This window comes from Streptomyces sp. NPDC127100, assembly GCF_042724095.1.
GTDB lineage: Bacteria > Actinomycetota > Actinomycetes > Streptomycetales > Streptomycetaceae > Streptomyces.
In genome coordinates this window covers 18477-44420 of the sequence record NZ_JBHXFL010000053.1, presented here as the reverse complement: position 1 = coordinate 44420, position 25944 = coordinate 18477, and the positions used below count along the sequence as shown (strand labels likewise).

Annotated in this window: 23 protein-coding genes; 17 read left to right on the top strand and 6 right to left on the bottom strand. The window is 71.8% G+C overall.

Translation table 11 applies throughout. From position 1 onward, the window contains the following. Positions 1-149: 149 nt before the first annotated feature. The 4 genes from ACFWJB_RS31500 to ACFWJB_RS31485 form a co-directional block, all read right to left on the bottom strand. Entirely contained in the window at positions 150-812 is a 663-nt protein-coding gene (locus ACFWJB_RS31500) for a response regulator (RefSeq protein WP_385467050.1), read from the bottom strand. Next, positions 809-1939 carry a sensor histidine kinase gene (locus ACFWJB_RS31495; RefSeq protein WP_386926476.1) on the bottom strand — a complete coding sequence of 377 codons (1131 nt, stop codon included), beginning with the start codon at positions 1937-1939 and terminating at the stop codon, positions 809-811. Before ACFWJB_RS31495 ends, ACFWJB_RS31500 begins: the two co-directional genes overlap by 4 nt. A 154-nt stretch (positions 1940-2093) precedes the next feature. Continuing rightward, a complete protein-coding gene (locus ACFWJB_RS31490; RefSeq protein WP_386926474.1) occupies positions 2094-3650 on the bottom strand; it encodes a vanadium-dependent haloperoxidase in 1557 nt (518 codons plus the stop codon). Between the two features lie 145 nt (positions 3651-3795). Beyond that, the gene (locus ACFWJB_RS31485) at positions 3796-5790 is read right to left on the bottom strand and encodes an anthranilate synthase family protein (protein ID WP_386926472.1); all 1995 of its coding nucleotides are present in this window, start codon (positions 5788-5790) and stop codon (positions 3796-3798) included. Positions 5791-6013: 223 nt separating this feature from the next. Here ACFWJB_RS31485 and ACFWJB_RS31480 point away from each other — a divergent pair, with 223 nt between their 5' ends. The 9 genes from ACFWJB_RS31480 (at position 6014) to ACFWJB_RS31440 (ending at position 14798) form a co-directional block, all read left to right on the top strand. Beyond that, a complete protein-coding gene (locus ACFWJB_RS31480; RefSeq protein WP_386926470.1) occupies positions 6014-7294 on the top strand; it encodes an aspartate kinase in 1281 nt (426 codons plus the stop codon). Between the two features lie 13 nt (positions 7295-7307). Then, positions 7308-8132: a 2-amino-3,7-dideoxy-D-threo-hept-6-ulosonate synthase gene (locus ACFWJB_RS31475; protein WP_386926468.1), complete on the top strand. Its 825-nt coding sequence runs from the start codon at positions 7308-7310 to the stop codon at positions 8130-8132. A 47-nt stretch (positions 8133-8179) separates the two neighbouring features. Beyond that, complete coding sequence (locus ACFWJB_RS31470) at positions 8180-9283, top strand: 3-dehydroquinate synthase II family protein (RefSeq protein ID WP_385467032.1); 1104 nt, start codon at positions 8180-8182, stop codon at positions 9281-9283. A gap of 23 nt (positions 9284-9306) precedes the next feature. Then, positions 9307-10068 carry an amidohydrolase family protein gene (locus ACFWJB_RS31465; RefSeq protein ID WP_386926466.1) on the top strand — a complete coding sequence of 254 codons (762 nt, stop codon included), beginning with the start codon at positions 9307-9309 and terminating at the stop codon, positions 10066-10068. Next, positions 10065-11381, top strand: a complete 1317-nt coding sequence (locus ACFWJB_RS31460; RefSeq protein ID WP_386926464.1) for a phenylacetate--CoA ligase family protein — start codon at positions 10065-10067, stop codon at positions 11379-11381. Before ACFWJB_RS31465 ends, ACFWJB_RS31460 begins: the two co-directional genes overlap by 4 nt. Positions 11382-11391: 10 nt before the next feature. Further along, positions 11392-12579 carry an FAD-dependent monooxygenase gene (locus ACFWJB_RS31455; protein ID WP_385467019.1) on the top strand — a complete coding sequence of 396 codons (1188 nt, stop codon included), beginning with the start codon at positions 11392-11394 and terminating at the stop codon, positions 12577-12579. After that, a complete protein-coding gene (locus tag ACFWJB_RS31450) occupies positions 12579-13361 on the top strand; it encodes a 2,3-dihydro-2,3-dihydroxybenzoate dehydrogenase (RefSeq protein WP_385467016.1) in 783 nt (260 codons plus the stop codon). Before ACFWJB_RS31455 ends, ACFWJB_RS31450 begins: the two co-directional genes overlap by 1 nt. A 28-nt stretch (positions 13362-13389) precedes the next feature. Further along, positions 13390-14028 (top strand): isochorismatase family protein, encoded by a 639-nt coding sequence (locus ACFWJB_RS31445; RefSeq protein WP_385467013.1) that lies wholly within the window; start codon positions 13390-13392, stop codon positions 14026-14028. A gap of 68 nt (positions 14029-14096) precedes the next feature. Then, entirely contained in the window at positions 14097-14798 is a 702-nt protein-coding gene (locus tag ACFWJB_RS31440) for an SDR family NAD(P)-dependent oxidoreductase (RefSeq protein ID WP_386926461.1), read from the top strand. Here the strand turns inward: ACFWJB_RS31440 and ACFWJB_RS31435 are convergent. Continuing rightward, a complete protein-coding gene (locus ACFWJB_RS31435; protein ID WP_386926459.1) occupies positions 14791-15531 on the bottom strand; it encodes a DUF6081 family protein in 741 nt (246 codons plus the stop codon). The two genes, ACFWJB_RS31440 and ACFWJB_RS31435, sit on opposite strands and share 8 nt — an antisense overlap. A 198-nt stretch (positions 15532-15729) precedes the next feature. Here ACFWJB_RS31435 and ACFWJB_RS31430 point away from each other — a divergent pair, with 198 nt between their 5' ends. From ACFWJB_RS31430 to ACFWJB_RS31400, 7 genes are all read left to right on the top strand, one after another. Further along, entirely contained in the window at positions 15730-16065 is a 336-nt protein-coding gene (locus ACFWJB_RS31430; RefSeq protein WP_385467004.1) for a DUF485 domain-containing protein, read from the top strand. Continuing rightward, positions 16062-17780: a cation acetate symporter gene (locus tag ACFWJB_RS31425; protein ID WP_386926457.1), complete on the top strand. Its 1719-nt coding sequence runs from the start codon at positions 16062-16064 to the stop codon at positions 17778-17780. The genes ACFWJB_RS31430 and ACFWJB_RS31425 overlap by 4 nt, the downstream gene beginning before the upstream one ends. A 58-nt stretch (positions 17781-17838) precedes the next feature. After that, positions 17839-19455 carry an FAD-dependent monooxygenase gene (locus tag ACFWJB_RS31420; protein WP_385466998.1) on the top strand — a complete coding sequence of 539 codons (1617 nt, stop codon included), beginning with the start codon at positions 17839-17841 and terminating at the stop codon, positions 19453-19455. Between the two features lie 17 nt (positions 19456-19472). After that, positions 19473-20678 (top strand): 3-deoxy-7-phosphoheptulonate synthase, encoded by a 1206-nt coding sequence (locus ACFWJB_RS31415; protein WP_386926454.1) that lies wholly within the window; start codon positions 19473-19475, stop codon positions 20676-20678. Between the two features lie 158 nt (positions 20679-20836). Then, positions 20837-22330: a DUF6851 domain-containing protein gene (locus ACFWJB_RS31410; RefSeq protein WP_386926452.1), complete on the top strand. Its 1494-nt coding sequence runs from the start codon at positions 20837-20839 to the stop codon at positions 22328-22330. A 579-nt stretch (positions 22331-22909) separates the two neighbouring features. Then, the gene (locus ACFWJB_RS31405; RefSeq protein ID WP_386926450.1) at positions 22910-24091 is read left to right on the top strand and encodes a histidine kinase; all 1182 of its coding nucleotides are present in this window, start codon (positions 22910-22912) and stop codon (positions 24089-24091) included. Next, positions 24033-24641: a response regulator gene (locus ACFWJB_RS31400; RefSeq protein ID WP_386926448.1), complete on the top strand. Its 609-nt coding sequence runs from the start codon at positions 24033-24035 to the stop codon at positions 24639-24641. The genes ACFWJB_RS31405 and ACFWJB_RS31400 overlap by 59 nt, the downstream gene beginning before the upstream one ends. Positions 24642-24648: 7 nt before the next feature. On the opposite strand, the gene ACFWJB_RS31395 is transcribed toward ACFWJB_RS31400, so the two are convergent. After that, positions 24649-24975, bottom strand: coding sequence for a DoxX family protein (locus ACFWJB_RS31395; protein WP_386926446.1), 327 nt, complete (start codon positions 24973-24975; stop codon positions 24649-24651). Positions 24976-25414: 439 nt separating this feature from the next. Here ACFWJB_RS31395 and ACFWJB_RS31390 point away from each other — a divergent pair, with 439 nt between their 5' ends. Continuing rightward, the gene (locus tag ACFWJB_RS31390) at positions 25415-25822 is read left to right on the top strand and encodes a DUF6223 family protein (protein WP_385473511.1); all 408 of its coding nucleotides are present in this window, start codon (positions 25415-25417) and stop codon (positions 25820-25822) included. Positions 25823-25944 lie beyond the last annotated feature (122 nt).

The following is a 25944-nucleotide window of genomic DNA, read 5'->3' as shown; positions in this document are numbered from 1 at the left end:
TCCTCCGCCTTGCAGCTGCACGCACCACACCCCGCTCGGGCCGGCCGGGACGCGCCGTCCGTCACAGCCGGCCTGATCCAAACGACAGACCCTAGCCGCCCCACGGCGCGGACGGACCCGGGGCATCCGCCTCCGGGTCCGTCGGGCTGTCAGCGCCCTCGGGGGACGACCAGGCCGGCCTCGTAGGCGAACACCACGAGCTGGGCGCGGTCGCGCGCCTGGAGCTTTATCATCGCCCGGTTGATGTGGGTCTTCGCGGTGAGCGGGCTGATCACCATGCGGTCGGCGATCTCGTCGTTGGACAGGCCCTGCGCGGCCAGTGCGACGGCCTCGCGTTCCCGGTTGGTCAGTTCCGCCAGCCCGGGCCCGACCTCCAGACTGGGCGGCTGGGCGATGTACCGGCCGATCAGCATCCTGGTGATCGTCGGCGCGAGCAGTGCGTCGCCGCGTGCGGCGACGCGCACGGAGTGCAGCAGGTCCTCGGGCTCGATGTCCTTGACGAGGAACCCCGCGGCGCCGGCGCGCAGCGCGTTGAACACGTACTCGTCGACGCCGTAGTTGGTCAGGATGACCACCCGCACGCCGGACAGGGACGGGTCCGCGGCGATCTGCCGGGTCGTCTCGATGCCGTCCATGACCGGCATCTGGACGTCGACGAGCGCGATGTCGGGCAGATGCTTCCTGGCGAGGGCGAGGCCCTCCTTGCCGTCGGCGGCCTCGGCCACCACCTCGATGTCGTCCTCGGCGTCGAGCAGCGCGCGGAAACCACTGCGCAGGAGGGGCTGGTCGTCCAGAAGAAGTACACGGATCATGAGATGCGGGCCACCGGGATCTCGGCTTGGACAGTGAAACCACCCTCGCTGCGCGGCTCCGCGAGCAGGCGGCCGCCCAGGGCGGCGACGCGCTCGCGCATGCCCAGCAGGCCGACACCGGCCACCGGGGTGGAGCCGGGCTTCGCCCTGCCGTCGTCGTCGACGCGGATGGCGAGTGCGTCGGGGCGGTAGTCGATGCGGATGGAGGCGGTGGCGGCCGCGGCGTGGCGGGCGACGTTGGTGAGCGACTCCTGCACGATCCGGTAGGCGGTCCGGTCGACGGCGTCCGGCACGTCCTGGCGCTGCCCCTCGATCGTCAGCGTGGTCTTCAGGCCTATCCCGTGGGCGCGCTGCACCAGTTCGGGGACGCGGTCGAGGCCGTACGACGGGGACTTGGTCTCGTCCCGCAGGGTCTCCAGGGTCGCGCGCAGCTCGCGGGTGGCCTCGCGGCCGGCCCCCTGGATCGCGAGCAGCGACTCGGGGACCTCCTCGCCCCGCTTGCGTGCCAGGTGGACGGCGACCTCCGCCTGCACCTTGACGATCGAGATCTGGTGGGTCAGCGAGTCGTGCAGCTCACGCGCGATGTGCAGCCGTTCCTCGGTGGCGCGCAGCCGCGCGGTCTCCTCGCGGGTGCGTTCGGCCTCGTCGGCCCGCTGCTCGGCCTGCCGCAGCGCCTCGCCCGCGGCTCCGGCGGCGATCAGCCATGCCAGCTCCAGGACCCCACGGGCCTGCGCGAACGCGTCGGCGGCGGGGCCCTCGCCGGGAGACGCCATGACCGCGAAGGGGAGGCCGAGCAGCATCACCACGCACACCAGCACGGTCAGCGGGCCACGCCCGGACCGTACGGCGGTATAGACCGCGAACAGGAAGGCCACCGCGGGGACTTCGAAGCCGACCGCGTTGTACCCCACCACGCACAGGCCGGTGACGACCAGGGCGACGACCGGCGCCCGGCGGCGGACGACCAGGGTCAGGCCGCTCGTCACCACCAGCGCGTACCCGAGGGGCGCTAGGTCGGTGGCCGCGTGGTCTCCGGACAGCGCGGTGACCAGCAGCACCGCCGCCAGGCCGATCGCGATCACGTAGTCCCCGACCTGGGCCCAGACACGGGACAGTCCTGTGCTCATAGGCGCACCATAGCCGGACCGTGCCGTCGGCGAGTCCTCCCTGTGAAGTAACGGCCGACTACCGCGTCCGCGGTACCCCTTTCGGGCCGGGCGGTCCCCCGCGCGGGCCGGCCCGGGACGGGTGTGTCCCGGACCGGCCCTCCACGGCCCCGCCTCAGGAGGCGACGTCGCCCTTGATGTGCCGCTGCGCGAACTCGTAGCCCAGGTCGCCGAACTGCGTGCCGAACGGGATGGACTCCTCGACCGTCTTCTTGAAGTGCACGCCGCCCCGCACCCTGCTGACGGCGCACTCCCGGACGAAGTCCGTCCAGGTGGCGTAGTGCAGCCCGACGTCGCGGGCGGGGGTGGTCCCCGGCTCCACGCGCGTCCGGCCGGCGGCCATGGTGAAGCCGAGGTCCAGGACGTCGTCGTCGAAGAAGCGCCGTACCGCCTGTGCCTGGGCGGCGCAGAGAGTGGTGGAACCGGACGGGTACTCGGGGTGGTCACCCACGTTCAGGTAGCTGGTCCACTCGTTGGCGGGGATGTCGGTGACCGTGCCCCGGCCGGGTCCGCCCCATGCGGTGACCGGACTCCTGCCGTACACGTGGCGGACCGCACTGAAGGGCCTGACGGAGTCGTACTTGGCCTTCTGGTACCAGCAGGCGATCAGGGTGTCGAAGAGCGCCACGGTGTTCGTGAAGAACAGGTGGATCCAGCGGTCGAGGTCCATCTGGTCGGCGTGCGCCCGGCCCGCGGCGCCCACCGATCGGCCGATGCCCAGGAGCTTGTCGTCGAAGAACTCGACCGCCACCTTCTGCTCGTCGGTGAGGCCGGCCGACGCCTCCAGGATCTCGTCCACCGAGCGCTTGTAGTCCCGCGCCCGGGTGTGGTCGCTGTGCCGGGGCGGGGCCAGCTTGAACCGGCTCGGGTCCCGGAAGGAGTGCGGCTTGGTCAGCGCCATCTGCGGGGTGACGAAGTGCTGGACGACGAAGATGCCCTTGTCGCCCGACCCCCCGCCCAGACGGCGGCTGTGCGGTCCCCGGTTCGGCTGCCAGCGCGAGGGGTTCTCCAGCTCGTAGGCCGTGTTCACGGGCCGGTAGCCGGTGTAGTCCGCGTAGGGCTGGCCGTTGTACCGGCGGCCCACGTCGCCGAGCTGGTTCATGCCGTCCCGCTCGGCGGCCGCGACGACGGCCTTGCCGGCCAGGTTGCCTATGCCGACCGGGCTGGTCCGGTTCTCCGACGTGTCGTCGGGGTCGAGACCGACCGCGATCATCAGGTCGCGGAACGCCGTCTCCCGCCCCGGCTCGACGCCCTGCACCACTCGGAACGAGGCGTACATGCCGGCGATGTTCTTGTTCCTGTTGGTGGCGGCCTCGCCGGAAGGACGGCGGCCGAGCCGGGAGTGCACGCCCACCGCGGTCGGGTGGTAGGGCGCCACCGCGTCGAACCAGGCGGTGGTGGACAGGTGGACGAACCGGTGCAGCACGGTCGCGTCCATGGGGGCGATGGCGCTCTCCAGCGGACTGAACTTGTAGATCAGGTCCCAGATGAAGTTGCCGGTGTCGAAGTCGAAGTCCACGGGCGCCTGAGCGGCGGAGCCGGTGGGCGTGCCGGCGGCGGCCGTGCCGCCGAGCCCCATGGTGGCCAGGGTCACGGTCGAGGCACCGCCGAGCAGCAGCGACCTGCGTCGCGGCGCGACTGCTGCGAGCGGAGAGCGTCTGGGGGTCGTCATGAGGTGATTCCTTCGTCTGGTCGTGGCAGCACGGAGGCCGGAAGGGCCTGCCGGTGGCGGCCGGAAAGGGGGACGCACTGTCGTGCGGGAACGGGAGGACAGGAGGTGTGGCGCCGGCTCCGGGGCGCCTTCCTGCCCGGGTTGGTCAGGTGCCGTGCGCTCCCACGCGCACGCCGGCGGGAGCGGGCACCGGGGCACCGCTCGTCTCCGCCAGCAGGGAGGTCAGCAGTTCGCCGAGGATCCGTGGTCCGTGCTGAGTGAGCACGGATTCGAGGTGGAACTGCACGGAACGGAAGCCCGCGCCGCGCAGCGCGTGCACTTCCCCGGTCTCGGGCTGACGGCTCACCTCCACGGGCTCGCGCTGCCCCGTGCCGGGGATCGTGTCGTGCGCGGACCGTGCCGCGTACGTGTTGTAGAAGCCCACGAGTTCGTCGCGGCCGAACAGGTTCACCCTCTTCTGCACGCCCTGGTTGGGCACCGGGCGCCGGACGATGTCCAGGCCCAGTTCGCGCGCGAGGATCTGGTGGCCCAGGCAGATGGACAGGAACGGGACGCTGCCGGTGAGCAGTTCGCGGGTGAGCGCGCGGAGCGAGCCGATGCGCGGGTCGGTGGCGTCACGGGGGTCGCCGGGGCCGGGACCGACGACGACGAGGTCGAACTCCTCGGCCGGCAGCGGGCGGTCGAAGCGGGTGAGCGTGGTCCGCAGGCCGAGGGCGCGCAGTTGGTGGCCGAGCATCCCCGTGAAGGTGTCCTCGTTGTCGACGATGAGCACCTCGCGCCCGGTCAGCTCCGGATCGGGCGGGCTGTGCCGGGCTCCGTCGAGCCAGAAGCGCGAGAGCGTGGCGTTGCGGGAACCGAGGGCCCGGCGTACCCGGGGATCGTCGGCCGGTGACGGGCCGGCCGGTGACGGGGGCGACGCGGCGGTCCCGGTGCCGTCGCCGTCCGGCGCGAGGCCGAGCGCCTGGAGCACTCCGGCGGCCTTGGCCCGGGTCTCGGCCACCTCGGAGGCCGGGGCGGACTCGCGGACGAGGGTGGCGCCGACGCCCAGCCGCAGCCGGCCGCCGTCGTCGATCTCGGCCGTGCGGATCATGATCGTCGAGTCGAGGGTGCGGCTGCCACCGTCGTCCCGGCCGATCAGGGCGAGGACACCGCCGTAGTATCCGCGGCCCGCCGTCTCGTGCCGGGCGACGACCCGGAAGGCGTTCTCCAGCGGACTGCCGGTGACGGTCGGGGCGAGCAGGGTCTCGCGCAGCACGTCGCGCACGTCGAGTTCGCTGTGTCCGGTCAGCACGTACTCGGAATGCGTGAGCCGCGCCATTTCCTTGAGGAACGGCCCGTGCACCCGGCCGCCGAATGTGCACATTCGCGCCATCATTTTCAGTTCTTCGTCGACCACCATGTAAAGCTCATCGGCCTCTTTCCGGTCCTCGAGGAACTCCAGGATTCCGGTGATGTCCGGGCCGGCCGGCGGGTGCCGGTAGGTACCACTGATCGGGTTCATGGAGACGGTTCCGTCGGCCATGCTGACGTGCCGTTCCGGCGACGCGCCGACGAACGTGCCCGCCCCGGTGTGGAACAGGAACGTCCAGTACGACCCCAGCTCGCCGGTGAGCAGCCGCCGGAAGACGGCCAGCGCCGTGCGCACCGAGTAGTCGTCCAGCCGCGCGACGAAGGACCGCCGGATGACGAAGTTGGAACCGGCGCCCTGCCCGATCTCGTCGCGCAGCACCCGCTCGACGATCGCCGCGTACTCCTCGTCGCCGATGTCGAAGCCGGCGCCGGACGCCTTCACCTCCAGGTCGGGCAGGCCGGTCAGGGCCTGCTCACGGCCGACCCGGTGCTGTTCCCGTACGCGCAGGGCGAGCAGGGGCGCGTGGTCGTCGCGGCAGGCGAAGCCGCGTTCGGTGATCTGCCGGTACGGGACCGCCACGAGCAGGTCGTGCCGTGCCCCGCCCTCCGGTCCGTCCGGCAACGGCAGCTCCGAGAGACCGCGCACCTCGCAGACCTCGCCGGTCAGGACCTCCACGTGCGCGCCCTCCACCGCGCCGGGCCGGTACAGCAGGGCGAAGGCGCCCCCGTCCCGGCCGAGGGCGGCCAGGGCTTCCGGGGGGCCGGCCGTGCTCGAATCCGTCCCATGCATAGTGCTCCCCTTCACGTGAGATCGGCTGACCCCTTGCGATATTGCGGAGGAGAAAGACGCCGCACATGACGTGAAGCCGCCATCCCGCGTTTCAGCCAACGGGATGTCCTTGTGGCGTACCCGTATGGCGTGAACATCTGAAGGGGTCGGCACTACTCGGGCGGGTAGTGGGCGGGGCCGTACGGCGCACCTACTGTCGTGCCATGCCGATTCGACGAGAGCGGTGAAAAAGACTGTGGACGTGCTGGTCCAGAAATATGGCGGTACCTCTTTGCAGACGCTCGCCCGCGTTCGGCACGCCGCCCTCCGGGTCGCGGCGGCGCGGCGGCGCGGCGCCTCGGTGGCGGTGGTCGTCTCCGCACGTGGCGGCAGGACCGACGACCTGCTGCGGCTGGCGGCGGACATCGGTGCCACGTCCCCGTCCCGCGAGACGGACCAGTTGCTGGCCGTGGGCGAACAGGAGTCGGCGGCGCTCATGGCCCTCTCCCTGAACAGGCTGGGGGTGCCCGCCATCTCGCTGACCGGTCAGCAGGCCGGGATCGAGACCACCGACCGGCACGGCGAAGCGCTCATCTCACGCATCGGGGCCGGCCGGGTGCGGGCGGCCTGGGACGCCGGCCAGGTGGCCGTGGTCACCGGATTCCAGGGCGTCGACCGCGCGGGGGACGTCGCCACGCTCGGGCGTGGCGGCTCCGACACCACCGCGGTGGCGCTGGCCGCGCGACTTCGCGCGAGGGCCTGCGAGATCTACACGGACGTGGACGGCGTGTTCAGCGCCGATCCCCGGATCCTGCCCGCGGCGCGGTGCCTGCCGTGGGTCCACCCCGGCGTCATGGCGGAGATGGCGTTCGCCGGCGCCAAGGTGCTGCACACCCGCTGCATCGAACTGGCCGCAATGGAAGGGGTCGAAGTGCACGTGCGCAACGTGTCCTCGCAGGCACCCGGAACCGTCGTCGCCGAACCGCCGGAGGACCGGCCGCTGGAGACCCGGCGGGCGGTCGTGGCGGTGACGCACGACACCGACGTGGCCCGTGTGCTCGTGCACTGCCGCGACAGCCGCCGGGACCTGGCGCCCGACGTGCTCGAGGTGCTGGCCGGACAGGGGATGGTGGTGGACCTGGTGGCCAGGTCCGGTGCCCATGAGAGCGAGTTCCGCATGGGATTCACCATCCGGCGCAGCCAGGCGGACTCCGTCCGGGGTCCCTTGCACGAGGTGACGTCCGCCTTCGGCGGCGGCGTGCACTTCGACGAGAACGTCGGCAAGGTCTCGGTCGTCGGGATGGGTCTGCTCAGCCGCCCGGAGTACACGGCCAGGCTCATGGCGGCACTCGCTGCCGCGGGGATCCCGACGAGCTGGATCTCCACCTCCCAGATGCGGTTGTCCGTGATCGTGCCGCGCGAGCGCACCGCCGACGCCGTCGAGGTCCTGCACCGCGAGTTCCACCTCGACCGGCAGGAGCCGCGCGACGTCGCGTCCGCGACCGCACCTTCCGCCATCGTTTGAGAGGCAGGACACAGTGGCAGTACACAACGCTTCGTTCGCTCGAAGTCTCCGTCTGCGACGGCTGTTCCGGCACGGTGACGGGCGCCTGCTCGTCGTGCCCCTCGACCACTCCGTCACCGACGGACCGCTGCGTCCCGGGGACCTCGACTCCCTGCTGGGCGAGCTGACCGGCACCGGCGTCGACGCCGTGGTCCTGCACAAGGGCAGCCTCCGCCACGTCGACCCCGGCCGGTTCCGCGACATGGCGCTGATCCTGCACCTCAACGCGAGCACCCGGATGGCCCCGGACCCGGACGCGAAGTACCTGGTCGCCCACGTCGAGGAGGCGCTACGGATGGGTGCCGACGCGGTCAGCGTCCACGTCAACCTGGGGTCGCGGCAGGAGGAGCGGCAGGTCGCCGATCTCGCGGCCGTCGCGGACGAGTGCGACCGCTGGAACGTTCCGCTGCTCGCCATGGTGTACGCCCGCGGACCGCGGATCGGCGACTCGCGTGCGCCGGAACTGGTGGCGCACGCCGCGACCCTGGCCGCCGACCTCGGCGCGGACGTCGTCAAGACCGACTACGTGGGTACGCCCGAGCAGTTGGCCGATGTGGTGCGGGCCTGTCCCATCCCGCTCATCGTGGCCGGCGGCGCCCGCTCGGCGGAGACCGACACCGTGCTGACCCAGGTGTCCGACGCGCTGCGCGGCGGTGCGGCCGGAGTAGCCATGGGACGCAACGTCTTCCAGGCCGACCGGCCCGGCTGGATGGCGGCCGCCGTCGCCCGGCTGGTGCACACGGCCCCCGAGGCCTCCGGCCGGGACGGCGTGTCCGACCGCCTGGCCCTCATGTCCTGACCCCTCCGATCGTCCCGACACCCACCCCCTGTGCTGAGGAGATACTCGTGAAGCTGTGCTGGCTGGACATCCGCGGCGTCGACGGAGCCAAGGAGGCCATCGTCGAGGAAGCCGTTCACCAGCGGGTGGACGCGATCGTGGCGGCCGACCCGGCCGACCTGGAGCCGCTTCCCCCGACGGTGAAGAAGGTGCTGTTCCCGCAGCACCAGCAGCTGCCGGAGAAGCTGGGGTCCGCCGATCTCGTCATCGTCGACCCGGCCCGTCACGGGGAGCCCGCCGAGCTGGCGCAGCGGTACCCCGATGTGGAGTTCGGCCGGTACGTGGAGATCAAGGACGCCGACAGCCTGGAGGACGCCTGCCGTGCGGCGCGCCTGGACAAGTGGAGTCTGCTGTACTTCCGCGACCCCACCAAGATCCCGCTGGAGATCGTGCTGGCCGCCGCGGCCGGCGCGCAGGGCAGCACGATCACCCAGGTCGCCGACGTCGAGGAGGCCGAGATCGTCTTCGGTGTCCTCGAGCACGGCTCCGACGGCGTGATGCTCGCCCCCCGCGTCCCGGGCGAGGCCACGGAGCTGAAGACCGCCGCGGCCAGCAAGGCGGCGGACGTGCCGCTGGAGGAGCTGGAGGTGACCGGCATACGGCGGGTCGGCATGGGCGAGCGCGCCTGTGTCGACACCTGCACCAACTTCCGCCTCGACGAGGGGATCCTCGTCGGCTCGCACTCCACCGGCATGATCCTGTGCTGCAGTGAGACCCATCCCCTCCCGTACATGCCGACCCGGCCGTTCCGGGTCAACGCCGGCGCCCTGCACTCGTACACGCTGTCGGCGAGCGGACGGACGAACTACCTGAGCGAGCTCGTCTCGGGCGGCCGCGTCCTCGCCGTCGACTCGCAGGGGAAGTCCCGGGTCGTCACGGTGGGCCGGGTCAAGATCGAGACCCGCCCGCTGCTCGCCATCGACGCGGTGTCGGCCTCGGGCGTGAAGGTCAACCTCATCGTCCAGGACGACTGGCACGTGCGGGTGCTCGGTCCGGGCGGCACCGTGCTGAACGTCACCGAGCTGGCGCCGGGGACGAAGGTGCTCGGCTGCCTGCCCGTCGAGAAGCGGCACGTCGGCTACCCCATCGACGAGTTCTGCATCGAGAAGTGAACGATGCCGTGGACCATGCCGCGATGACCTCACACCCCGTCCTGGACTTCCACGTCCGGCTGGCCCCGGTCCCGGGGGCGGGCGAGCGGCTCCTGAGGGCGATGGACGACTGCCGGCTGGACCGAGCGGTGGTGTGCGCGGGCGGGACCATCGACCTCGACCGCCTCTCCCGCCAGCTCGTCGAGGGCGGCCACGTGGAGACCGACGCCGACAACGACGCCGTGCTCGCGGCCTGTTCGGGCAGCGACGGGCGGCTGGTGCCGTTCTTCTTCGCCAACCCGCACCGCCCGCCCGGGGTGTACCGGGACCGGGCCGCCGAGTTCCGCGGCCTGGAGATCTCGCCCGCGGTGCACGGCGTCGGCCTGGCCGACGACCGGACCGCCGAACTCGTGGGCGTGGCAGCCGAGTTCCGCCACCCGGTGTACGTGGTGTGCCTGGACCGCCCGGGCTCGGGCGTGGCCGATCTCGTCGCCCTCGCCCGCCGGTTCCGGGGGGTGGACTTCGTGCTCGGGCACAGCGGCGTCGGCAACATCGACTTCCACGCCCTCACCCTGATCCGGGACGAGCCCAACATCTCGCTGGAGACCTCCGGCGGCTACACCTGCGTGGCCGAGGCGGCCGTGGACCGCCTCGGCGCGGGGCGGGTCGTGTTCGGTTCCGAGTACCCGCTGCAGCACCCCGCCGTGGAGCTGGCCAAGTTCCAGGCCCTGCGCCTGCCGCCCGGACAGTGGCGGCAGGTCGCCTGGGACAACGCCCACCGACTGCTAGGAGAGGAGAAGCAGTGAACCGGACACGCTCGAGCCTGCCCCGGCTCGGCCAGTGGAGCGGGCTGGAGGACCTGCGGCTGCTGCAGGAGAAGCAGCTGCAGCAGACCGTCGGCTGGGCGTCCCGCTCGCCGTTCTACCGCGACCGGCTGAACCCGGCGAACCTGCCCGCGACCGCCGGCGACCTCGCGTCCCTGCCGCTGACCACGAAGCAGGACCTGCGGGACAACTACCCCTTCGGGATGCTGGCCGTCCCGAAGGAGCGGCTGGCCACGTACCACGAGTCGAGCGGGACCGCGGGCCGGCCCACGCCCTCGTACTACACGGCCGACGACTGGGTCGACCTGGCCGAGCGCTTCGCCCGCAAGTGGATCGGCATCTCCGCCGAGGACGTCTTCCTGGTGCGCACCCCGTACGCGCTGCTGCTGACGGGGCATCTCGCGCACGCCGCCGGACGGCTGCACGGGGCCACCGTCGTGCCCGGTGACAACCGTTCGCTGGCCATGCCGTACGCCCGCGTGGAGCGGGTCATGCACGACCTGGGCGTCACCCTGACCTGGTCGGTGCCGACCGAATGCCTCATCTGGGCCGCCGCGGCCCAAGCGGCCGGGCACCGGCCCGACGCGGACTTCCCGGCGCTGCGCGCGCTGTTCGTCGGCGGCGAGCCGCTCACCACCGCCCGCCGCGACCGGATCAGCCGGTTGTGGGGGGTGCCGGTGATCGAGGAGTACGGCTCCACCGAGACCGGCAGCCTCGCCGGCGAGTGTCCGCACGGACGGATGCATCTGTGGGCCGACCGGGCGCTGTTCGAGGTGTACGACCCGCGGACCGGCGCCGTCCGGGCCGAGGGCGAGGGCCAGCTCGTGGTCACGCCCCTGTACCGCGAGGCGATGCCCCTGCTGCGCTACAACCTCGAGGACAACGTGTCGGTCGCCTACGACGACTGCGCGTGCGGCTGGAACCTGCCCACGGTCCGGGTGCTCGGCAGGGCCGCGTTCGGGTACCGGGTCGGCGCCGCGACCGTCACCCAGCACCGGCTGGAGGAACTCGTCTTCTCCCTCCCGGACGCCTACCGGGTGGTGTTCTGGCGGGCGCGGGCCGAACCGACGGCGCTGCGCATCGAGATCGAGGTGCCCGAAGAGCACCGGGCGGCCGCGGAGGCGGAACTGGCGTCCGCGGTGCGGACCGCGCTGGGTGTCGACAGCACGGTCGCGGGGCTCCCGCCGGGCACCCTGATCCCCCATGACGCGCTGACGGCCATGCCCGACGTGGTCAAGCCGCGCAGCCTCTTCGGGCCCGACGAGGACTGGGGCAAAGCGCTCCTCTACTACTGAGAGGGACGACATGTCCGGTATGAGGGTGGTCGTGGCCGGCGCGGGAATCGCCGGCCTCGCCTTCGCCACCGCATTGCGCCGCGCCGGGATCGACTGTCACGTCTACGAGCAGGCGGCCCGGCCTGCCGAGGTCGGAGCCGGGGTCCAACTGGCCCCCAACGCGACCCGGTTGCTGCACCGGCTGGGACTGCGGGACCACTTGCGCACCGTGGCGGTCGCGCCGTCGGCGATCGAGATGCGCCGCTGGGACGACGGTGCGCTGCTGCAGCGCACCGTGCTGGGCGAGGCGTGCCACCGCCGCTTCGGAGCGCCCTACTACACGGTGCACCGCGCCGACCTGCACGCCGGCCTGCTCTCCCTCGTCCCGCCGGGCCAGGTGCACTTCGGTGCCCGCTGCACGGCCGTGACCCAGGACGACGGCGAAGCACGGCTGCACCTGTCCGACGGCACGACGGTCACCGCGGATCTGGTGGTGGGCGCCGACGGCATCCACTCGGTCGCACGGGAGGAGATCGTGGCCGACCGGCCGCGGTACTCCGGGCAGACCATCTACCGCGGCCTGGTGCCCGCCGAGCGGGTGCCGCACCTGCTCTCCCCGTCCGGGGTGCGGCTGTGGCTCGGGCCGGACCAGCACTGTGTGTGCTACCCGGTGTCGTCCGGCCGGCAGGTGAGCTTCGGGGCGACCGTCCCCGCGTCGGACTGGCGGGAGGAGTCCTGGTCGGCGCGGGGTGACGCGGCCGAACTCGCGGCCGCGTACGCGGGCTGGCACGAGGACGTCACCCGGCTGATCGGGGCGGCCGGGACGGTCGGCCGCTGGGCACTGCACGACCGCGACGGCATCGACCGGCTCGGCGCGGGCCGGGTGACCGTGATCGGTGACGCCGCGCATCCGATGCTGCCGTTCCAGGCGCAGGGCGCGAACCAGGCGATCGAGGACGCCGTCGTGCTGGCGGCCTGCCTGGCCGGCACCGACCCCTCCCGGCTCGGCGCCGCCCTGCGCCGCTACGAGCGGATCCGCCTTCCCCGCACCGCGCGGATCCAGCGCCAGTCCCGCGACAACGCGAAGACCTTCCACCTGGCCGACGGTGCGGCGCAGCGCGACCGGGACACCACCGCGCGGACGTCCCCGGGACTCGACCGGCACGAGTGGTTGTTCGCCTACGACGCCGAGCAGGCCGTGACCATGAGGAGTGCGTGATGGAACTGACCGGGATAGAGCAGACGGTCGCACTGGTCACCGGTGCGGCGCAGGGCATCGGCGCCGCGGTGGCGGCCACCCTGGCGGGCGCGGGAGCGCGGGTCGCCGCCGTGGACCGCAACGCCGAGGCCCTCACCGGGACCGCCGAGAAGATCCGGGCCGAGGGCGGGTCGGCCCGCGCCTACCCCGTCGACGTGTGCGACAGCGAGGCGGTGGACGCGCTCGTGCGGCGCGTCGAGGACGAACTGGGGCCCATCGGCATCCTCGTCAACGCGGCCGGCGTCCTGCACACCGGCCGGGTGGCCGAACTGTCGGACCGGCAGTGGCACGAGACGTTCTCGGTCAACGCGGACGGCGTGTTCCACGTCTCCCGGGCGGTCTCCCGGCGGATGGCGGACCGTCGTCGCGGCTCGATCGTGACCGTGGCCTCCAACGCCGCCGGAGTGCCGCGCACGGAGATGGCGGCGTACGCCGCGTCGAAGGCCGCGGCCGCGCAGTTCACCCGGTGTCTCGGACTGGAACTCGCCGAGTACGGCATCCGGTGCAACATCGTCTCGCCCGGCTCGACCGACACGCCCATGCTGCACGCGATGCTCGGCGACGCCGGCCTGCAGCAGGTGATCGAGGGCTCGCCGGCCGCCTACCGGGTCGGCATCCCGCTGCGCAAGGTGGCCCGGCCGCTGGACGTGGCCGAGGCGGTCGCCTATCTCGTGTCCGACCGGGCCGGACACGTGACCCTGAACGACCTGTACGTGGACGGCGGCGCCGCCCTGCACGTATGACGCCCGCGGACGACACAGGAGACGAACCATGGCCATGACCCAGATCCAGCCGTACCGCATGCCCGGCGCCGGCGACCTGCCGAACGCGGCGGTGCCCTGGCGGCCGCATCCGGACCGGGCCGTCGTACTGGTGCACGACATGCAGCGGTACTTCCTGCGGGCGTTCACGGCCGGGCGGTCCCCGCTGGCCGAGCTGGTCGCCAACGTGGCGAAGCTGCTCGCGGCGGCGCGTGCGGCCGGGGTACCGGTGATGTACACGGCCCAGCCGGGGGGCATGAGCCGCGAGGACCGCGGGCTGCTGTCCGACTTCTGGGGCCCGGGCATGGACACCGGGGAGTCCGACCGCGGCATCGTCGACGAGGTCGCGCCCGAGCCGGGGGACACGGTGCTCACCAAGTGGCGCTACAGCGCGTTCCACCGCAGCGACCTCGAGGAGCGGTTGCGGCAGGCGGGGCGGGACCAGCTCGTCGTCTGCGGCGTCTACGCGCACATGGGCTGTCTCGTCACCGCCGTCGACGCGTTCAGCCGCGACATCCAGCCGTTCGTGGTCGCGGACGCGCTGGCCGACCTGACACTGGACGACCACCTCATGGCGCTTCGCTACGCCGCGGACCGGTGCGCGGTTCCGCTGACCACGGACGACGTGCTGGGCGAGCTGACGCCGTAGCCGGCGCCGGCGCCGTACTCCCCGAAGACAGAGCCAGCCGAGCAAGTGAGACGAAGGGAATCTCCTCCATGTCCGATCGCACCCAGGTCGTCGTCATCGGTGGAACGTCGGGAATCGGGCGGCACTTCGCCCAGACGTGCGCCGACCGGGGCCACGACGTGGTCGTCACCGGCCGCTCCGAGGAACGCACCGAGGGGGCGGCCCACGAGATCGGTGGGCGGGCCCGCGGGCTGGTGCTGGACCTGGCCGAGCCGGAGCGGGTCGCGGAGGCGCTGGCCGACGTCGAACGCGCCGACTGGCTGGTGATCTCGGCCCTCGACCGGGACTTCAACACGGTGCGCGACTACCGTCCGGCCGACGCGACGCGGCTGCTGACGGTGAAGCTGACCGGCTATACGGCGGTGCTGCACGCACTGGCCCCGCGGATGCCCGACGACAGCGCGGCCGTGCTGCTCGGCGGTCTGGCCAGCCACCGGCCCTACCCCGGCTCGACCACCGTGACGACCGCCAACGGCGGTATCAGCGCGCTGGTCAGGACGCTCGCGACGGAGCTGGCGCCGATCCGGGTCAACGCCCTGCACCCGAGCATCGTCGCCGACACGCCCTTCTGGAGCGACAAGCCGGCCGCCCGGGAGGCCGCGCAGGCGCGTGCGCTGACCGGGCGGCCGGTGACGATGGAGGACTGCACCGACGCGATCACGTTCCTGCTGCGGAACCGGTCGGTCAACGGTGTCAACCTCAGCATCGACGGCGGGGACGTGCTCATCTGACGTCCGTCGTGATCCGCCAGGGCCCCCACCGGCCGGTCGCGCCCTGCCCGTGCTCCCGCTCCGCGCGGGGGTAGCGGGTGAGGTCGCGGGCGGAGAACAGGGCCATGCCCGCGGTGAATCCGCTCACCGGGACCGGGAGTCGCGCCCAGTACAGGAGCCGGCCGTCGACGTACCACTCGGCCTGCCGGGTCTCGGCACGGTAGGCGAGGACGTAGCGGTGCTCCTGACCCGGTTCGGTCGGCACGTCCAGGACCACGCGGTGGATGTAGTGGTCCTCGGGCCGGCTGACACCGGGGAGCACCAGCCGCTCGACGACCGCGTACACGGTGTCGTTGGTCGCGGCGGTGTTGAGCACGACACCGGTCTCCAGGTCGAACAGGTTCACCGTGCCGAAGGCGTCGAGCAGGTCGTGGGGGATCTGGCCGTGGGTCCGCACCCCCATGTCGACCTCGAAGGCCAGCCGTCCCGCGGCCGGCACGGCGAAGCGCCGCACCGACCGGTACATCTGCTTGGCGTTGTTCTGCCTCGGGTCCGAGTCGTGGAAGCGGGTGAACGGCCGGACGGCCAGCTCCAGCCGGCCGTCCCCGGTGCGCACGCGTGCGTTGTGGTCCCGGTAGGAGTGGCGTTCGCCGTCGGCGCCCCTGATCGACATGACGGTCCAGCGGGCGGGGTCGAGTTCGCCGCTCGTGAAGTCGTCGTACGTCCAGGTGTCCGTCTTCGGTACTGACGTCATGGGGCCACCCTCCGCGCCGGCGCCGGCACCGGACATCACCCGTTCGCGCCGTTCGGACCGGCCGGCACGCCAACACGCCACGGCAGGCCGGGTTCCCGTGAACGAGTCATGTGCCCCGCGGGAGCGCCGGCCGAGACTGCCGTACCGACCGTCACATCAACGACGTCCTCGCTGCGACGTCCCCCGACAAGGAGTGTCATGGACACGATGGACTCGCCAGTGGGCGGTGACCCGTACGTCACCGTGCACGACAGCGCCCAGTTCAGGGAGCTGCGGCGTCGATCGAACACCTTCATCACGTGGGCGAGCGTCCTGTTCTTCGGGTGGTGGTTCGCCGGAAGCGCGCTCGCCACCTTCGCCCCGGGCTTCTTCCGTCAGGGGGTGGGCGGGCCCGTGAACGTGGGCCTGCTGTTCATGGGGCTGTCGTTCGCGATCGTGGTGACGACCGCAGGGGTGTACCTGCGCCACGCCCGCACCCGGCTGGACCCCCTCAGTGACCGGATCCGGGCGGACCTGGAAGGAGACCCCCGATGAACACGGCCCTCGCCGCTTCCTCCTCCCCGACGAGCATGATCCTCGCCGATCCCCCACCACCGGTCGACAACACCTGGGCCGCGCCCGCCATCGCCATCCCCGTGGTCCTCGCCGTCACCGTGGCGCTGTACTTCCTCGTGAGAGCGGCCCGCGGCGGCATACGCGACCAGGACGACTTCCTGCTCGCGGGCCGCAGGGTCGGCCCGGTGCGCAACGCGCTCGCCCTGTCCTCGGCGCCCCTCATGTACTCGACGCTGTTCATCATCACCGGGCACATCGCGCTGAGCGGGTACGACGCCGCCCTCCTCATGACGGCGTTCACGGTCTCCATGATGCTCGGACTGCTGATCTTCGCCTCTCACGTGCGCAATCTCGGCGTCCACACGCTGGGCGACCTCCTCGCCCTGCGCCTGCGCGAACGCGAGGCGCGGACCGCGGCGGCCGTCGTCACCATGCTGATCTACGCCATGTTCACGGTCATCCAGATGGCCGCGATCGCGTTCATCTTCAACCGGTGGTTCGGCCTCGACTCCCTCGTCGGGCTGGCCCTCGTGGTCGCCGTCGTCGGCCTGGTCACCGTGTTGTTCGTGTGGATCGGCGGCATGCCGGGCGTCACCAGGATCCTGGTGGTCAAGGTCACCCTGGTGCTGGGCGTCGTGGCGGTGCTGACCGTCCTGGTCCTGGCGGAGTTCAACCTGAACGTCGTGAACCTGCTCGAGCGGGCGGAGGCCAACGCGGCGCCGGACCCGGGCGGTCACGAGCTGCTGGACCCCGGCCGCCTCTTCGGCGAGGGCGACGCCCGGTGGGTGCACCTGTCGAAGCTCTTCTGCATCGCCGTCGGCGTCGCCGCGATGCCGTTCCTCTTCATGCGCAGCTTCACGGCGACCAGCGGGCGGGACGCCCGGCGGTCGGCCGGCTGGGCCTCGATGATCATCGTCGGCGTGTACCTGTGCATGGGCGTCGTCGGCTTCGGTGCCGTCGCGGTCCTCGGCGCGGACAACATCGGAGTGATCAAGCCGCACCGTGACATCAGCCTGCCCAAGCTCGCGGACGAGCTCGGCGGTCCGGTGCTGGTCGGCGTGCTCGGCGCGGTCGCCGTCCTCACGGTCGCCGCCGTCTTCGCCGCCCTGCTGATCAACGCGGTCACCTGTGTCACCAAGGACATCAACGTGGTGCGGGGCCGCCAGGTGGCCCCGGGCGACGAGCTGAAGGAGGTACGGCGCAACGTGGCGGTGATCGGTGTCGCCTCCGTCGTCCTGGCCGTCGCCATGCTTCCGGTGCTGACGCACATCTTCATCCCCACCTCGATCGACGTGGCCGGCGCCGCGATCCTGCCGGCCGTCGTCTACGCGCTGTTCTGGCGGCGCTACAACACCGCCGGACTGAAGTGGACCATCTACGGCGGGATCGCCCTGACCCTGTTCATGGTCGCGTTCTCCAACGGCGTGTCGGGCGCGGAGGACGCCATCTTCGCCGACTCCGACTTCAAGTTCATCGACATCGAACCCGGCCTGATCTCGGTGCCGGCCGGCTTCCTGTTCGGCTGGCTGGGCACCCTCACCAGCCGCGAGCGCAACGACGCGGCCTTCGCCGAGATGCAGGTCCGAGCCCTGACGGGAGGCCTCGCTCCCGCCCGGACGGACCGTGGGCCGGGTCCCGTCGGCGGCGCCGGCCGGCCCGGACGGAAGAGCGCGGCGCCCAGCAAGGCGCCCTGAGACATCGTGAACGGTGTGGGGCGGTCGCACCGCCCCACACCCCTGTGAAGGGGCAATCGTGGATCCGGTACCGGTTCTGGTCGTGGGCGCGGGCCCAGTCGGCATGGTCGCCGCTCTGGAGCTCGCCCGCCAGGGCGTTCCCTGCGTACTCGTCGACCGAGAGTTCGAGACATCCGTTCATCCCAAGCTCGACTACGTCAACCCGCGAAGCATGGAGTTCTTCCGGCGCCTCGGCATCACCGACGACATCCGCTCCGCCGGGGTCGCCCCCGAGCACCGGGCCGACGTGATCTGGTCGACCGGGCTCGCGGGCGAACCGATCACCACGTGGGAACTGCCCTCGGTCGCCGAGGAGCGGCGGCGCATCGCCGAACACAACGACGGCACCCAGCCCACCGAACCCGGCCAGCGCATCTCCCAGGTCGACCTGGAGCCGGTCCTGCGGTTCCACTGCCGGCTCAACCCGCTCATCGAGCTGCGCCGCGGCCTGCGCTTCGACTCCCTCACCCAGGACGACGACGGCGTCACCAGCCGGCTCGTCGACGTGCTGACCGACGACGAGATCCGGCTGCGCTCGCAGTACGTGATCGGGTGCGACGGCGCCTCGAGCCAGGTCCGCGCGGCGCTGGGCATCGGGGAGGAGAGCTTCGACGTCCCCGGGCTGCCGGGCGCCTTCATGGTGCACTTCAAGAGCCGCGACCTGGACACCCTGCACCGGCACGGGCGGTTCTGGCACTACTTCGCCTTCCGGTACGTCCTCATCGCCCAGGACGAGACCGACACCTGGACCGCGCACGTCAACGGCCTGCGCCCGGACGAGTTCGACACTCCGCCGGCCGACCCGGCCGCCTTCCTGCTCGACGTCATGCGGACCGATCTGAAGATCGACAAGGTGCTCCTGACCTCGCGCTGGCGCCCCGGCTTCATGATCGCCGACCGCTATCGCAGCGGACGGGTGCTCCTCGCCGGGGACTCCGCGCACCGCATGTTCCCGACCGGCGCCTACGGAATGAACACCGGCATCGGCGACGCGGCCGACGCCGCCTGGAAGATCGCGGCTCTCGTCAACGGCTTCGGCGGACCCGCACTGCTCGACAGCTACGAGGCGGAACGCCGCCCGGTGGGGCTGCGCACCCTGCACACCTCCCGACGCCATCTCGACGTGCACCTCCGGGCCGGGGACATGCTGCGCGGCGGCGCCTCCACGGAGGCCGTCGCCTCCTATCTGCGGGCCGAGCGGGGCGAGAACGAGTACCGGGGCATCGAACTGGGCCACCGCTACGACGACTCGCCCGTGATCTGCCACGACGACGAGCCTGAACCCCCGTACACGCCCCGCGCGTACACGCCCACGACGTGGCCCGGCGGACGCCCGCCGAGCCTCCTCCTCAAGGACGGAACCGCGCTCTACGACCACTTCGCGCCGTCCTTCACCCTCGTCGACTTCGCCGGCGACGGCAGGGGCGACGCGCTGCTCGAAGCGGCGGCCGCCCAGGGCGTGCCGGTCGGCCACACCGTGGTGCGCGACGCCCTGGTCCGGCGGGCCTGGGAACGCGACCTCGTACTGCTCAGGCCCGACCATCACGTGGCCTGGCGCGGCAACGAGGCCCCCCGGGACCCGGCTTCCGTCGTCCGGCGGGTGCGCGGTGCGGCCCGGGACGTCACGCCTCGCTGATCCCGACGGGAGCATTCATGACGCGATTCAGCTCTACGGCGGACCTCGCCCGCCCCGGACCGTGGGAGGACCTGCCCGCGGCCCAGCAACCGGACTGGCGCGATCACGCCGCCCGTCCCGCGGTCTGCGCGAGGCTGGCATCGGCCGCGCCCCTGGTGACGGCCGCCGAAGTCCGGGAACTGCGGCGGACGCTGTCGAGCCTGACGACGACCGGCGGGCTCCTGCTCCAACTGGGCGACTGCGCCGAGAGCTTCTTCGAGTGCACGCCCCGGCACGTGGAGCGGAAGCTGCGCGTCGTCGACCGGCTGGCGGACAGCCTCGGCGAACTCACGGGCCGGAGTGTCGTGCGGGTCGGCCGCATGGGCGGGCAGTTCGCCAAGCCGAGGTCGCGGGCCACCGAGTCGCACGGCTCGATCGACATCCCCTCCTTCCGCGGGCACATGATCAACTCGGAGATCGCCACCCCCCTGGCCCGGCAGCCCGAGCCGCTGCGCATGGCGTGGGCCTACGACGCCGGAGCCGAGGTGCAGCGGGTGATGCGGGCGCACCGCGAGGCCGGCGCCCGTACCCCGGCCGGGCTGGGCCCCTGGTCCAGCCACGAGGCCCTGGTCATCGACTACGAGTCCCCGCTGGTGCGCCGCGACGCCGGGACGGACGAGCTGTACCTGTCCTCGGCACACCTGCCCTGGGTGGGCGAGCGGACCCGTGAACCGGGCGGCGCGCATGTCACGTTGCTGTCCCGCGTGGTCAATCCGGTGGGCTGCAAGATCGGTCCCGCCGCGGACCCGGAGGAGATCCTGCGGGTGTGCGAGGCGCTCGACCCCCATCGCGAGCCCGGCCGCCTGGTGCTCATCCCGCGGATGGGACGGGACGTGATCCGGGAGGCCCTGCCGCCGATCGTCCGCCGGGTGGCGAAGGCGGGGCACCCGGTGATCTGGCTGTGCGACCCCATGCACGGCAACACGGTGACGTCCCGCGCCGGCCTGAAAACACGTCACCTCACCGACGTGATCACCGAGGCGGTGCGATTCCGCGACATTCTCCGGAAGTGCCGCCAGCACGCCGCCGGACTCCACCTCGAGGTCGCGGCGGACGACGTGACGGAATGCGTCGGCGGCTCGGTGGAGCGCGAGGAACAAATCACCGGCCACTACACCTCCCTGTGCGACCCGCGCCTCAATCCCGAACAGGCCCTGGAACTCATCGAGGCATGGGCGAAATGAACGGTGCCGGGTCGCTAGCAGCACCCCGGCGATCCCTGCTCCGGTACGACTACTACTCGATCGAGCAGTGGACGTGCCGAAGGACGGCCGGATAGCGTCCGAGCTGATTTCCGGGAAATTGACGGAGCACGTGAATTCCGATCGAAAGGAAATTTCCGGTGACGACATTGAGGCGGCCGCGGAGCCGGCGCCTGGGATACACGGTGACCATCGCCACCGCGGCGGCCTTGGTGGGTTCGCTGACCAGTGCCGCGCCGGCGGCCCCGCGGCAGGCGGCGCCCGGAATCGACCTGGACCACGGCAACGCCCTGATCCAGGTGGTGTACCCGAAGTTCCAGCGGGTGTCGCGCGACGAGAGCTCGGGACGTTCGGTGTCGCTGACGGTCGACCACGCCATCCTCATCGAGATGCCGTGGTTCGACGCCATCGCGCCGTACCACCCGACGGCGAAGGGCATCTTCTCCGACCTCGGGCGCCGTCCGGAGGCGGAACGGACGACGCGCAACAAGAACATAGCCGTCATCTACGCGGCGTACACGTCGATGAGCACGGTGCTGCCGCAGTACAAGTCCCGCTGGATCGAGATGATGGAGTCGGCGGGGCTCGATCCCTACGACACCGCGGAAGACCCCACGACGCCCAGCGGCATCGGCATCCTCGCCGCCAAGAACGCCATGAAGGCGCGCCTGCACGACGGCTCCAACCGGTACGGCGACGAGGGCGGACGGCGGTACAACCGGAAGCCGTACAGCGACTACACCGGCTACAAGCCGGTCAACACCGCGGAGCAGCTCCGCGACCCCTCCCGCTGGCAGCCGGGCGTGACCTCGGTGAACAACGTCTACAGGGTCCAGCAGTTCGCGACCCCCTACTACGGCCGGGTCAGGCCGTTCACGTTCGACGACCCCAGCCGGTTCGAGGTGTCCCCGCCGACCGCCAGCAACCACCGCAACCGCGGCGCCTACAAGCGCCAGGTCGACGAGGTGCTGAAGGCGTCGTCGCGCCTGGACGACCGCAAGAAGATGAGTGCCGAACTCTTCAACGACAAGGTCGTGACGTTCGGAACCGTGGCCGGCACTCCGGTGGTCACGCACGGCAACTACGACATCGAGAAGATGGTGCAGTACATCACCTCCTCCGATGTGGCCTTCATCGATTCCACCATCGCCACCTGGCACTTCAAGCGCAAGTTCGACTCGGTCCGGCCGGTCGGCGCCGTCCGGCACGTCTACCGGGGCAAGGAGGTCACCGCCTGGGGCGGCCCCGGCGCCGGCACGGTCGACGACATCCCCGGGAACGAGTGGCAGGGATACCTGAGCGGACGTTCCGCCGACGCCCCCGAGTACCCGTCGGCCAGCTCCGCCCTCTGCCTGGCCTTCAGCCAGCAGGTGCGGCGGTTCACGGGCACGGACAAGGCCGACATCAACTATCCCGTGGCGAAGGGCTCTTCGCTCATCGAACCGGGCGTCACCCCGGCCAACGACATGACGCTGCACTGGGACAACTGGACCGACTTCGCCCGGGACTGCGGTGAGAGCAGGGTCTGGGGCGGTGAGAACTTCCCCGCCGCGGTCGAGGCCGCGAAGCAGTACGCGCCGAAGATCGGTGACATGAGCTACGCGTTCGTCCAGCGGAAGGTGAACGGGGGCTGAACCGCTCGTCTCCGACAGAGGCTGCCGCCGGCGTCCCCCCGGGCGCCGGCGGCAGCCTGCTGCCGTCACCTTCGGGCGGCGGCCCGTGACGCCCTGCCGACGGGATATGGGTAGAGGAGTCGAGGCCGGACGGGTTAAGGTCACGGCTGCGACTCGAACGCATGGTCGGGGGCTTCTTTCAATGATCTTTCACGCACCTCCAGTGAGTTCGCCTTCACCTCCTCCGGTGGCACACGGCACCGGTCCGGGAGTGCCGAGCCCGTGTCCGTCCCGCGGGGGACGCGGGGCCCGCCGGAGCCCGGCCATCACCGCCGGACACGCCCGCGAGCCGAGGTCCCCCCGCATCGCGTCGACGAGGTCCCTGCCGACCGGTGGCGTCCGCCCCGGCCGCCGGGCACCCGTCCACGACGAGTGACCCACGCGCGGGCGTCGCGCACCGGCCGGACATCAGGGGGACCCGGCCGCGGCACCCGCGGAGTCCGACGGCCGGGACACCACCCCCTGCCCGGACAGCGGCCGGACGGCACACACGACCGGTCGCGCCGGCTCTCGATCAGGCCTTCCTTGGGGGACACTCCGATGACATCCGTCCTTCCGTGTCTCGCGGCGGCGAAGACGTGCTCCGTGCTCGTGTCCGACCCCGACCTGTCCGTCCGGGCGGTGCTGTCGGCGGTGATCGGATCCGCCCCCGAGCTGACCCTGGTCGGCGAGGCGGCGGATGCGGACGAGACGGTGGCGCGGGCCGCCCGGACCCGGCCGGACCTGGTGCTCCTGGGGGCGGGGGCGGTCGGGCCGGACCTGGCCGCCGTGACCGGACGCCTGCTCGCCGCCGCCGATCCCCCCAGGGTGATCGTCCTGGCCGTACCCGGACAGCGGGAGCACTGCAGGGAGGCACTGGCAGCCGGCGCCTCCGGACTGCTCCTGCGGGACGCCCCCGCGGAGGAGGTGCTGTGCGCCATCTCCGCGGTCTCGTCGGGATACCTGCTCGTCGCCCCCGACTTCGCCGCCTCGGCGATCGTCGGCAACTCCGGAACGGACGCGCCGCCGGCGTCACCGGCGGGTTCGGCGGTGACGTCGTCACGACCCCGGCGCGGGTCGGTGCGGAGGATGGCCGCGGCGGACAACCGGCTGCTCGCGCAGGACGTGCACGACGTGCTCGGACGCACCCTCGCCGCGATCAACCGCAAGGGCGAGCTCGCCGTCCGGCTGCTCGCCACCCGGCCGGACCGGGCGCGCGCCGAGCTGGAGACGGTGCTGGAGCTGGCGCGTCGGTCCATGACCGAGGTCCGGGCCCTGGTCGACGGCTATCGCCCGAGCGACCTGGCCACCGAGATCGAGGGGGTGCGCTGCGACCTGGAGATCCTGGGCACGCGGGTGGAGGTCAGGCGCACCCGGGCCGCACTGCCCCGCGCCGTCCAGGAGGTGTTCGGCTGGGTGGTGCGGGAGGCGGGCGCGAACGTCATCCGGCACAGCGAGGCCGCGCACTGCTCGATCGAGGTCTGGACCCGCGGCCGTACCGCTCGTCTGCGGATCTCCAACGACGGCGTACGGCATCCCGCCTCGGCCTCCGGGAGCGGGCTCCTCGGTCTGGCGGCGCGGCTGCGGGCCGAGGGCGGCACGCTCACCCATGGCCCGGTCCCCCACGCGGCCTACCGCGTCGAAGCGAGCGTACCCATCAGTCACACCGACGTCCGGAGGGAAGATGGCGATCAAGCTGGTCCTGGCCGAGGACGAGGCCCTCACCAGGGAAGCCCTCACTGAACTGCTCCGGCTGTCCGGGGACATCGACGTGGTCGCCCACACCGGTCGGGGTGACGGGGTGGTCGGACTGGTGAAGGAGCACGGAGCGGACATCGCCGTGATTGACGTGCGCATGCCTGGCATGAGCGGGATCGAGGTCGCCGAGCAGTTGCACCGGGAGCGGCCGGGCTTCCCCCTGGTGATCCTCACCTGCGACGTCCGGCCCGGGCACGTGCAGCGCGCGCTGAAGGCCGGAGTGCGCGGCATCCTGACGAAGGAGACCTCGATCGGCGAGTTGAGACGGGTGATCCGTGAAGTGCACGCGGGTGGCAGGCACGTGCCGCCCGACCTGATCGCGGAGATGGTGGCCGCCGGGGACAACCCCCTCACGGTGCGCGAGGCCGAGATCCTGAAGGTGGCCGAGGACGGCCGCCCGCTCAGCGCCATCGCGTCCCAGCTGCACCTGAGCCCGGGCACGGTCCGCAACCACATCCACTCCGCCATCCACAAGCTGAAGGCGACGAACCGGGTCGGGGCCGTGCTGGCCGCGTCGCGGGCCGGCTGGATCTGATCTCCGCTCAGCCGGTGGTGGCGGGACGGAGCAGTGCCGCGACGCCGTTCCGCCGCCCCCAGGCGACCGTGACGCTGAGCAGGAGGAGGACCAACGCCAGGAGGGAGAAGTCGTCGATGACGAGGTTGGTGATCATGGCTCCGATCATCAACGCGGCCAGCCCCAGCGCGGCGAGCCCGACCAGACGCGGAACCAGGAGCCCCACCACGCCGGCGAGTTCCAGGACGCCGACGAAATACCGGAGCCACTGCCCGGCTCCGATGTTGTCGAAGGCCGCCACCATCTCGGCGGCGCCGAAGAGCTTCGCGGTGCCGGCGGCGAGGAATACGATCACCAGAAGCGCGTGGCACACCCATAAGGTGATACCGGCGGCCCGTCCCGTTCCCTTACCCGGTGAATTTTCCAGTTCGCCCATCCGAGCCCCCGGCTCTCTTGGCAATTGGGATGCGGTCAGAACAACGACTTCCCGGACGATAGCCCGCGACAATTGAGCGGGTCAACAATCTCACATTGAACGGATCCGGAAGCATCGCCTCGGACAAGCCCGTTGCTCTGCGAGGGATGGACATTCCGGATTCGCGAACACCCTCCGCGAGTGGGAGCCGAGCAGGAGTGCTGCGTCCGCGGTAGTCGACTGCTCCGGCGGCAGACTCCGCCCTTCACCGATACCGCTCCGACGGTAGGCGGAACGGATACTCCGGCATGACGAATTGCGGCGGGCCGGTTCTTAGGCTGAAGTCCGAACGCCGTCATGAGAACCGAAGGGAACCCCCATGTCCGTCCGTCGCTTGCTCATCGCTGCCGCAGCCGCTGTGACCACGGGATTCATGCTCGCCGCGCCGGCGGCCGCCAACGTCATGGCCGCCGACGGCGACGACGGTGGCTCCGGGCGGGGCCCCTCCCTCGCGGCCCTGGTCGTGGCGGTGATCGGCGTGGTGCTCGGCGTGCGGGCCCTGCGTGCGGCCGGCCGGGGTGCCGCCAACGCGCGCGGCGGAGCCCTCGCGGGAGTGGCGGTGGGGGCCCTCGGCGTGATCATCGGCGGCATCGCCCTCGCCGTCGCGGACGGCGGTGTGGGCAAGGGCTCCGGCACGGGCGGCGCCGTCGTGGCCATGGTCGTGGGGCTGGCCGGCGTGGTCCTCGGCGCGCTGGCGCTGTCCCGCTCCCGCCGCGCCGTCGCCTGACGGCCTTCGGTACTCCCCCGGCCGAGCGGGCCGCCGCCGCCGCCGCCCCGGCGGGCGGTTGCGGGCTCCCCGACGCACGGCCCGCCCGCCCAGAACGGGGCCCCGAGGCACAACCCGCGGGG

Coding starts and splice junctions, on each gene's coding strand:
- ACFWJB_RS31500 (WP_385467050.1), bottom strand. CDS start 812: ATGATCCGTGTACTTCTTCTGGACGACCAGCCCCTCCTGCGCAGTGGT.
- ACFWJB_RS31495 (WP_386926476.1), bottom strand. CDS start 1,939: ATGAGCACAGGACTGTCCCGTGTCTGGGCCCAGGTCGGGGACTACGTG.
- ACFWJB_RS31490 (WP_386926474.1), bottom strand. CDS start 3,650: ATGACGACCCCCAGACGCTCTCCGCTCGCAGCAGTCGCGCCGCGACGC.
- ACFWJB_RS31485 (WP_386926472.1), bottom strand. CDS start 5,790: ATGCATGGGACGGATTCGAGCACGGCCGGCCCCCCGGAAGCCCTGGCC.
- ACFWJB_RS31465 (WP_386926466.1), top strand. CDS start 9,307: ATGACCTCACACCCCGTCCTGGACTTCCACGTCCGGCTGGCCCCGGTC.
- ACFWJB_RS31455 (WP_385467019.1), top strand. CDS start 11,392: ATGTCCGGTATGAGGGTGGTCGTGGCCGGCGCGGGAATCGCCGGCCTC.
- ACFWJB_RS31450 (WP_385467016.1), top strand. CDS start 12,579: ATGGAACTGACCGGGATAGAGCAGACGGTCGCACTGGTCACCGGTGCG.
- ACFWJB_RS31445 (WP_385467013.1), top strand. CDS start 13,390: ATGGCCATGACCCAGATCCAGCCGTACCGCATGCCCGGCGCCGGCGAC.
- ACFWJB_RS31440 (WP_386926461.1), top strand. CDS start 14,097: ATGTCCGATCGCACCCAGGTCGTCGTCATCGGTGGAACGTCGGGAATC.
- ACFWJB_RS31435 (WP_386926459.1), bottom strand. CDS start 15,531: ATGACGTCAGTACCGAAGACGGACACCTGGACGTACGACGACTTCACG.
- ACFWJB_RS31430 (WP_385467004.1), top strand. CDS start 15,730: ATGGACACGATGGACTCGCCAGTGGGCGGTGACCCGTACGTCACCGTG.
- ACFWJB_RS31425 (WP_386926457.1), top strand. CDS start 16,062: ATGAACACGGCCCTCGCCGCTTCCTCCTCCCCGACGAGCATGATCCTC.
- ACFWJB_RS31415 (WP_386926454.1), top strand. CDS start 19,473: ATGACGCGATTCAGCTCTACGGCGGACCTCGCCCGCCCCGGACCGTGG.
- ACFWJB_RS31405 (WP_386926450.1), top strand. CDS start 22,910: ATGACATCCGTCCTTCCGTGTCTCGCGGCGGCGAAGACGTGCTCCGTG.
- ACFWJB_RS31400 (WP_386926448.1), top strand. CDS start 24,033: ATGGCGATCAAGCTGGTCCTGGCCGAGGACGAGGCCCTCACCAGGGAA.
- ACFWJB_RS31390 (WP_385473511.1), top strand. CDS start 25,415: ATGTCCGTCCGTCGCTTGCTCATCGCTGCCGCAGCCGCTGTGACCACG.